We start from the raw sequence: 9,360 nt of genomic DNA, 5'->3' as shown, positions 1-9,360 counted from the left end.
GGGGACGACGACCGCGACAACCGATCGATCGACATCACCGGCGAGCAACCCCCGCAGGCGCGGGGACGACGGCAGGGTGCACACCTCGGGCTCGCCGATGATGGAGCAACCCCCGCAGGCGCGGGGACGACTGGCGTCGAGTCTTCCGCCACTTCCGCCAGAGGGAGCAACCCCCGCAGGCGCGGGGACGACGAGGCCGAGCAGGACCGCGCCGCCCGCGCCCGCGAGCAACCCCCGCAGGCGCGGGGACGACCGGCGGGGGTGCAGGTGATGCAGCTGGCGGCGGAGAGCAACCCCCGCAGGCGCGGGGACGACTGGTCGCTCTGCTCGGCATCCCGGTGATGTTGGGAGCAACCCCCGCAGGCGCGGGGACGACCCTACGCGCGCTCTGCACACCCTGGGGCACGCCGAGCAACCCCCGCAGGCGCGGGGACGACATGGCCAGAGGTGCACGGCGCGCATGGGCGCACGAGCAACCCCCGCAGGCGCGGGGACGACTCGAAGGTGGTGATCTCGGTGGCGGAGGTGGTGGAGCAACCCCCGCAGGCGCGGGGACGACGCGGCCTGCGCCGGGCCGAGGACGCCAAGCAACGAGCAACCCCCGCAGGCGCGGGGACGACCAGACCTTCGACGGCCTGGTGCGCAACATCATCGAGCAACCCCCGCAGGCGCGGGGACGACGCCCGTCGGGAGATCGCCATCGCTGCTGCCCGGGAGCAACCCCCGCAGGCGCGGGGACGACCTGATGGGGTCGGGGCCTGCGTAGGTGATCGAGGAGCAACCCCCGCAGGCGCGGGGACGACCCGTCGGCCAGCCACACCGTGCCCGTGGACCCGGAGCAACCCCCGCAGGCGCGGGGACGACACGGCGTCCGCGCGGACGAACGGGAAGGGGTAGGAGCAACCCCCGCAGGCGCGGGGACGACGCGCTCCGCAGACTCCGACGGAGGGGAGCCCCCGAGCAACCCCCGCAGGCGCGGGGACGACACTTCTTGACCTGCAGTGACGCTACCAAGATCTGCGCTTTTCATTAGCCTGGATTCAGTTCTGTCGTCCTCACCCCAAGCGATGTCAGTGGCAGAGCCTATGGTGCCGGGACATTGGATTTGGGGGGTTCCGTGGATCGTGAGGCTTCGATCGTCGAGTTAATGAAGGCGATGCGGCTGTCGCCGGAGGCCGTCGAGCGGGTGTCGCGGCTGTGGGGGAAGTCAGCCGCGCGTAACGGCGGACGAACGCATCTGCTGCTGGGGCACCTGTTGGATACGGCCGCTGTGGCGGGGGTGATGTGGGACAGGTACGTGTCGACGGCTTTCCGGCGGCGGCTGGACGAGATCAGTGGTGGCCGGGGGCGGTTGTGGTTCATGTGGGTGTGCGGCATCCACGACTGCGGGAAGGCGTGCCCCGCGTTCCAGACCATGGATGCCGCTGAGGCCGCGCCGGTGCTGGCAGCGGGGCTGACGTGGGGGCGGCTTTCGACGGACCGGCAGAAGCGGTGGCGTCATGACGTGGCCGGAGCCGTGCTGCTGATGCCGCAGATGATCGCCGAGTGGGGTGACGAAGAGGCCGCCGGGTGGGTGTGGCCGTTGGTCGCCGGACACCACGGGACCTTCCCGTCGGCCGCGGCTCTCAGGCCGCCGCGAGGGGCCCAGGGCCGGGGCGCCGCCTGGGAGGAGGCCCAGCGGGCGGTCGTGGACGTCTTCACACGCGCCATCGGCTTCGAGGACCTAGCGGACGCCCGGCCGGTGGGCTCCCTGCGGAAGGCCGAGCAGCTGGCGCTGTCGGGCCTGATCGTGATGGCGGACTGGATCGCCAGCGACAGCAGCCAGTTTCCCGGCCTGGCGGATGCCAGCCTGATCTCCTTCGACGGTGCGCGAAGCCGTGCAGAGGCGGCCTGGGAACGGCTGCGTTTGCGCGGAGGCTGGCGGGACCTCCCACTACCGGAGAATCCGCTGGACCCGCTGACCCACCGGCTGGGAGTGCAGCCGCGGGCATCGCAGCGGGAACTGGTGGAGCGGGCCTGGTCGATGCCGGCGCCGGGGCTTCTGGTGGCCGAGGCGCCCATGGGCGAGGGGAAAACGAAGGCGGCGCTGGCGGGCGCCGAGGTTCTGGCGTCGAGATTCGGCCTCGACGGGGTGTTCGTGGCGATGCCGACCCAGGCGACGAGCGATCCCATGTACGAGCAAGTGCTGCAGTGGGTGCGCACCTTCGGCCCGGAACTCGAGTCGCAGGTCGCGCTCCTGCACGGCCGGCGGCGGTTCAACGCCTGGTGGCGGACCATCTGGGACGGGAAGTCGCGCCCGGGCGGCGAGGCGTGCGGATGCGAGGATGGGAGCCGCCCCGGCGCTGCAGACCTGGCCGACGATGACTTCGGCGCGATCGACGAAGACGCTGATTACGGCATGGTGCCCGCTGAGCCTTCGACGGGCCGGGCCGCCGACCTCAGGGCGGACGGTCCGGCGTACTGGTTCCTGGGGGACAAGCGCGGTCTGCTCACCGCGTTCGCGGTCGGAACGGTCGACCATCTACTGCACGCGGCGACCCGCACCCGGCACGTCATGCTCCGGTTCGCCGGGCTGGCCGGGAAGGTCGTCGTCGTGGACGAGGTGCACGCCGCGGACGTCTACATGCGGCAGTTCCTTGTCGAGGCGCTGCGCTGGTTGGGGCAGGCCGGGGTTCCCGTGGTGCTGCTGTCGGCGACGCTACCGCCCGCTCAGCGGCAGTTGTTCGTCGACGCCTACCTGTCCGGCGCACTCGGCACGGCGGATGTGCACCAGCCCGTGCCGGAGCCGGCCGGGTACCCGTGCGTCACGGTGGCCTACGGTGTCGACGGCCGGGCGGTCGCCGAGACGTCTCGGGAGGCGGTGCCGTCGTGGCGGGAGTCGGCGCCCGTGCGGCTGGCCTGGCTGCCCGACACAAACCCCGAGGGGGCACGGGTGGCCGCGGCCGTGCGAGAGTCCGTCGCCGACGGTGGGATCGCCCTGGTGGTGGTCAACCAAGTCGACCGGGCGCAGGCCATTTACCGCGGGCTACGCGACAAGGGCTTCGACGGAGTCCTGCATCTCCTGCACGCCCGCCTGTGCGCCGCCCACCGCGCGGACCGGACGGCGGAGTGCCTGCGGCTGATGGGGCCGCAGGCCGGCGACGACCGACCAGAGCGCATGGTCGTGATTGCCACTCAGCTTGCCGAGCAGTCCTTCGACGTGGATGCCGACGTGCTGATCACCGACCTGGCGCCCACCGACCTCCTCCTGCAGCGCATCGGCCGCCTGCACCGGCACACCGGTACTCGTCGCCCGGCCGCACACCGGATGCCCCGCGTGCTGGTCACTGGTGTGGCACCCGGAAGGGACGGGAAACCGAGGTTTCTGCGTGCCTCGGAGCGGATCTACGGTGAGTGGTCGCTACTGCGGGCGGCAGCCCTGGTCATGCAGGCCGTGGGCACGCTCACGGCCGCGGCGGATGTGGGTGAGCCTGCGGCATCGGGATGGAGCATTCCTGCGGACGTGCCGGGGCTGGTGGCGCGAGCCTACGGGAATGCCGAGATCTGCCCGGCGGGCTGGAACGAGGCCGGTGCGTGGGAGCAGTGGCAGGCGAAGGAACGGGAGCGGGAGAAGAACGCCGAGGAGTACTTGCTGTGCCGTCGGCGGGAGTGGGCCTTCCCGACGCTGGAGGGACTTCACTATGCCGGCAGCCGGGCTGCGTCCGAGGAGCAGCTCGATGCCGTCGTCCGTGACGGTGACCCGTCCGTCGAAGTGGTCATCGTCCGGCGGGTCTCCGGTGGCTACCGGACCGTCGACGGAACCTGGCTCGGAGTGCACGGCGAGGTGGACGACGACGAGGTGACCGACCGGCTGATGGGCGGCACGGTCCGACTTCCCCCGCGTCTCACGGAGGCCGCCCAGGCTGAGCTGAGCCCGCTTCCGGGGTGGGCAGGCCGGCCTTGGCTGCGATACCGCCCGGCCCTCGTGCTGGAGGAGGACGGCACAAGGCTGCTGGGAGCGGACCGGGTGTCGTACCACGATGTGCTCGGGCTGGTCATTGAGCGGGAGGCGCGGTATTCGGCTGTGGAGCCGGGCCGGGACCGCCACACCCCGCGCCTGCGGGGACGGCTTCTCGTCCTGGGCGAAACACCAAGCGGGAACACCCCCGTGTTCGGGGAGGGCTCCGGCTCCACGAGCCGTGCGCAGGGTACCCGCTGCCTGCCGTGGTGAGTGTGCCGGTCGGTCATTTTGACCGAGTTTTCCGAAGCCGCTTGAAACACCAAGCATTCGGGTGTCACGCTGTCGGCGACCAGACGAGGACAACTCAACGCTCGATCAGCGGAGTTGACCGCTTCGGTCAACGCGTCCGGGGGGTCGCGGGAATGTCAGCACATGGAGGGGGGAACCGCCATGGTCAGCGAGGGAGACCTCGTCCATGACGTTGGGTTCAGAGCCGTTGTTCATGACGGCGTTCAGAAGTCCGTCGGGCTCTTGGACGCGTTATCCGAAGCGCACACCATCCGGCGTCTGGAGCTGCCGGTGCACACGATGCTGCCGGTGGTGCTCCGGCAGCTGCTGCTGCCGGTGATGATCGACGCCCTCGGGGCGCCCCGCACCCGGCAGGAGTGGGGTGAGCGGTTCCACCGCGGCCACTTCTCGAAGGACGAACGGGACTGCCTCGCGCACTACTTGGGCTTCCGTTACGGGGACCGGTTCCGCCTGTTCGACGCGGAGCTCCCGTTCGCCCAGGTCGCCGGCCTGGAGTCGCTGAACGGGGAGACGAAGACGGCCGCTCAGCTGGTGCCGTCGGTGGCGTCCGGCAACAACGTGCCGCTGTTCAGCGCGCTCAGCGAGGCCGACGAGCTGCTGCTGACGCCGGGGGACGCGGCGTTGTGGCTGCTGCACGTGCACTGCTGGGACACGGCATCGATCAAGACCGGCGCCGCGGGGGACCCGCAGGCGAAGAACGGGAAGACGACCGGCAACCCGACCGGGCCGCTCGGCCAGCTCGGAGTGGTCGTACCCACCGGGGAGACGCTGTACGAGACGCTGCTGCTGAACACTCCGATCCTGCCCGACGGGCTGGAGCCGGGGGACCGGCCGCAGTGGGCGTGGGACGAGCGTCCGGCTGGTCTGGGAGGCCAATCGCCGGCCGGAGCCGCCTGGTCCGAGCGCCCGGCGACCGGTCTGCTGGACCTTCTGACCTTCCAGGCCCGCCGGATCCGTCTGATCGCCTGCGAGACGGAGCAGGGGCCGAGGGTGCATCGGGCGATCGTGTCGGCCGGTGACCGGCTGGCGCAGACGCCCGAGTACGAGCCGCACACGGCGTGGCAGCACACCGCCAAGCCGAAGAAGGGACAACCTCACCGACGGCCCCGCCGGCACACTTCGGGCCGCGCTGCTTGGCAGGGGCTGGGAACGCTCCTGGCGATGACGCTGCCCGTGCAGAGCGACGGCCCCTACACCTCGCTGCTGCTGCGTCAGATCGGAGATCTGCAGGGCGGCAGGGTCCTGCCCTGGCAGTACCGGCTGGGTGTCGAGACCTCGGGTCTCGAGTACGGCACGCAGTCCGCCGTGGTGGAGAACGCCATCGGTGACGACCTGCCCCTGCCGGTGAAGGCCCTGCTCGCGCAGGACGACTGGCTGCGTGAAGCCCTGCTGGAGTGCGTGGCGCAGGCGGACCAGGTCGCCCGGGCCCTGGACGGCCTCAACAACGACCTGCGGCGTGCCGCCGGCGGCGATCCGCTGCCCCGTGACAAGGGCAGCCGGCCGTCCGCACAATTCCTGCACTGTCTCGACGGAACCATGCGCCGCCTGCTCGTCGGGCTGCGGACCGTCGACGAGGACGACGAGGAACTCCTGGAGCGCGCCCAGCTCGCGTGGGAGCAGTCCGTGCAGATCGCCGCCGACCGGGAGGCAGATCTCCTGCTCGCGGCCGCCCCGCCACGGGCAGTGGTGGGCCGCACGGTGAAGAACGGCGACAAGGAGTTCGTCTACCGCAGCGGCAAGGCCATTGGCGTCTTCCGGACGAAGCTCGCCGAGATCCTGCCGCGGGCCGCCGAGGAACGCCGCGCCAAGCGCGAGGAGGCGACCGCAGCATGACGACCACCAGCATCCCCGGCGGCCGTTCCGCGGCGGGCCGGACCCGCCAGTTCTTCTGGGAAGAAGCGGTTCAGGACTGGGAATCGTCGCGTAAGGACGGGCGGCGCCCGGAATTCTCCGAGTACGTCGCACGGAACTTGCGGGCCCTGCGCGAGGGCGTCGGCCGGGAGGCCGGCACCGCCCCGTCCATGCGATTCGTCCATCGCGTCCTCCTGCAGGACGACGGCTCCGACCGCCTCCCGGACCGCTACGTCGCAGAGCACCACACGCTCACCCTGTTCGGGCTGCATCAGCACGCCGCCTCCGAACCCGTCCACCAACAGGGTGTCGGCCTGGGCACCGCCTGCCTGCTGCTGCGCCGCAGCGAGGCGCTGACACAGGCCGCCGTAGAGCGGCGGCTGATCGAGGCCGCGACCGCCCAGGACCTCCACGAGTTGGTGCAGCACCTTCACCGCCTCGTGTCGCTCCTGCGGCAAGCAGGTATCGGCCTGGACTACACCCGTCTGTTCCGCGAGCTGACCGCATGGGACGGACCGGACCGCAATCGCGTGCTGCGCTCCTGGGGTCTGCAGTACACCGATCCCGGCACGCCGGACCCGGGAGACGAGGAGAACGCTGGGCGAGATCGGACGCCGTACTGGAGAACGTTCGACCCCGACAGCCCGGATGCGGGAGCGCACCTGGCCGCGCTGCGCTCGGGTACCGGCCGCGAGCCGGGAACGGTCGCCGCGATGTGGCCGTACCACCGCATCCGCATGGCATCCCAGTGGCGGGACAAGGGATCCCTCACCCGGGACCTGACGGCCGAACACACCGCGCTCACCCTCTTTGCCCGTCACCAGCAGACGCGCCACCGACGGATGCACGTCGCGGGCAACAGCCCGGGCACCGCCGCTGGCCTGCTCGCCGGTAAGGCTGCCGCGAGCAGCGAAGGCAAGGCCGGCACCGCGGCGCTGGAGCGCCGCTTCGGCGTTCTGCTCACCTCCGCGGACGCTGACGAACTCGCCATGCACCTCCGGTCCTTCGTCCCGCTGCTGAACCAGGCCGGAGTCGGCCTCGACTACGACCTGCTCCGCACCGCTCTGCGGACCTGGGACGACCCCCACCGACCGGACGCCGCCACCGGCTTCCGGCAGCGATGGGACCGCGACTTCCACACCGCCGCGTCCTCCTGACGCCACCCCGGCAGACCGGCCGGCCAAGGGGCCCCGGGCTCCCCGTCCGGCGTCCCCGATCAGCCCAACCCGTCTTGCTCGCGCCTCGTTGGAGAGGCGCTCCCCATGCCTTCAAGGAGTCATGCCATGAGCCAGCCCACCCTCTTTGTCGAGGTCCACATCCTGCAGAGTCTGCCGCCGTCCAACGTGAACAGGGACGACTCAGGCACCCCCAAGCAGGCCGTCTACGGCGGCGCCCGCCGCGCTCGCGTCTCCTCTCAGGCGTGGAAGCGGGCCACCCGCACCGAGTACGCCAAACACGTCCCGGAGGCCGACCGCGCCACCCGTACCAAGCGGATCGCCACCCTGCTCGCTCAGCGCCTCGCCCATCCCGCTGCCGAGGGCGGCGCCGGCCTCACCGGCGAGCAGGCCGACCGCCTGGCTGCCGCCCTGCTGGAGCCGCTCGGCATCACCAAGTCCGCCAAGAAGGACGACCAGTCCGCCTACCTGCTGTTCTTCGGAAAGAAGCAGCTTGATGCCCTGGTCCGGCTGCTCGAGGACCGAGCCGCCGAGCTCGCCGCCCTGTCCGATGACGACCTCAAGAACGAGGTGAAGAAGCTCTCCGTCGTGAAGACGCTGTCCACCGGGCACCCGGCCGAGGTCGCCCTGTTCGGCCGCATGGTCGCCGACCTGCCCGCCCTGAACGTGGACGCCTCCGTCCAGGTGGCGCACGCCCTGTCCACCCACGCCGTACGTACCGAGTTCGACTACTACACCGCGGTCGACGACGAGAACACCGACGACCACGGTGCCGGCATGATCGGCACCGTCGAGTTCAACTCCTCCACCCTGTACCGCTACGCCGTCCTCGGCGTGCACCAGCTGCGTGACAACCTCACCGACGCCGAGGAGACCCGCAAGACGGTGGTCAGGTTCGTCGACGCATTCGCCCGGTCCATGCCGACCGGACACCAGAACTCCTTCGCCCACCGCACCCTGCCCCACCTTGTGCTGCTCACCGTCCGCACCGACCAGCCCGTGAATCTGGTCTCCGCCTACGAGGAGCCCGTCACCGGCGTCACCGGCCTGGCCTCGGAATCCGTCGTGCGGCTCGCCGACGAACTCAAGGCGGTCGGCGAGACCTGGGGTGACAAGCCGCTACGGACCCTGGCCACTTACACCGCCGAAGGCGACAAGATCACCGAGGTGTTCGGTTCCTCCCTGACCTTCCCCGTCCTGCTCGACTCCGTCGACGCCCTGGTCGGGCAGTGGCTCGCCGACGGCGAGATCGCGTCGGCCGAGACCGCGGAGGCCGGCACCCGATGACCGGCACCGACCACGCCGTCCTCGTGCTGCGGCTGGCCGCCCCGCTCCAGTCCTGGGGCGGCCCGTCCCGCTACAACCGGCGCGAAACGCGCCCCCAGCCCACCAAGTCCGGCATCCTCGGCCTCCTCGCCGCCGCCGAGGGCCGCAACCGCGAGACATCCCTCACCGACCTGGTCGGCCTGCACCTCGGCGTCCGGGTGGACCAGCCCGGCACCTTGCTGCGGGACTACCACACCTACAGCGACTACCGCGGCCTGCCGCTGCTGTCGGCCAAGGCCAACACCAAAGGACAGCAGACCAGGACCACTCCGCCCAAGTACACCGGCGTCACCCAGCGCTTCTACCTCCAGGACGCCGTCTTCGTCGCCGCCCTCCGCGGTCCGAAAACGCTGATACAGAGCCTGGAAGAAGCCGTCCGCAACCCCGTTTTCCCACTCTCCCTCGGCCGTCGCTCCTGCCCGCCCACCGGACCCGTCAGCCTCGGTCTGCGCGCCGACGCCCCGCTGGAGGACATCCTGAAGGAAGTGCCGTGGCAGGCGGGCAGCCACCGCCGCCGACAGGCTCGGGACGCCACCGTGTCCCTGGAGGCCACCGTCGAGGACCCAGCCGGTGACCAGCTCGCCGTCGACGTCCCCGACACCTACGACCTCAAGACCGGAACCCGGTTCGGCCGGCGCGCCGTCCGCCACCTCTGGGTCAGCGTGCCAACCGGCCGCACCCAGTCGGCCCACCCCGCAGCGGACACCGCCACCACCAGGCAGTCCGACCACGATCCGTTCGCCCTCCTGGGCTGGTGAC

The 9,360-nt window shown here is 71.0% G+C and carries 5 protein-coding genes and 1 CRISPR repeat array; all 5 genes read left to right on the top strand.

Annotation, left to right across the window (positions count from 1 at the left end):
- Positions 1–42: 42 nt before the first annotated feature.
- Positions 43–986: direct repeats of the CRISPR family, unit length 28 nt; unit sequence GAGCAACCCCCGCAGGCGCGGGGACGAC.
- A 131-nt stretch (positions 987–1,117) separates the two neighbouring features.
- Positions 1,118–4,210, top strand: coding sequence for a CRISPR-associated helicase Cas3' (gene cas3, locus F1615_RS33880; protein ID WP_149552873.1), 3,093 nt, complete (start codon positions 1,118–1,120; stop codon positions 4,208–4,210).
- A 162-nt stretch (positions 4,211–4,372) separates the two neighbouring features.
- A complete protein-coding gene (casA, locus tag F1615_RS33875) occupies positions 4,373–6,082 on the top strand; it encodes a type I-E CRISPR-associated protein Cse1/CasA (protein ID WP_280118920.1) in 1,710 nt (569 codons plus the stop codon).
- Entirely contained in the window at positions 6,079–7,257 is a 1,179-nt protein-coding gene (gene casB / locus F1615_RS33870; RefSeq protein WP_149552872.1) for a type I-E CRISPR-associated protein Cse2/CasB, read from the top strand. The genes casA and casB overlap by 4 nt, the downstream gene beginning before the upstream one ends.
- A gap of 126 nt (positions 7,258–7,383) precedes the next feature.
- Positions 7,384–8,562 (top strand): type I-E CRISPR-associated protein Cas7/Cse4/CasC, encoded by a 1,179-nt coding sequence (gene cas7e / locus F1615_RS33865; protein ID WP_149552871.1) that lies wholly within the window; start codon positions 7,384–7,386, stop codon positions 8,560–8,562.
- A complete protein-coding gene (gene cas5e, locus F1615_RS33860; RefSeq protein ID WP_149552870.1) occupies positions 8,559–9,359 on the top strand; it encodes a type I-E CRISPR-associated protein Cas5/CasD in 801 nt (266 codons plus the stop codon). The genes cas7e and cas5e overlap by 4 nt, the downstream gene beginning before the upstream one ends.
- Position 9,360 lies beyond the last annotated feature (1 nt).

It is taken from the genome of Streptomyces marokkonensis (assembly GCF_008312835.1).
In the GTDB taxonomy this organism is placed as follows: Bacteria; Actinomycetota; Actinomycetes; order Streptomycetales; family Streptomycetaceae; genus Streptomyces; species Streptomyces marokkonensis_A.
Note: the sequence above shows the minus strand (reverse complement) of the source record. Positions and strands in the feature narration are given on the sequence as shown.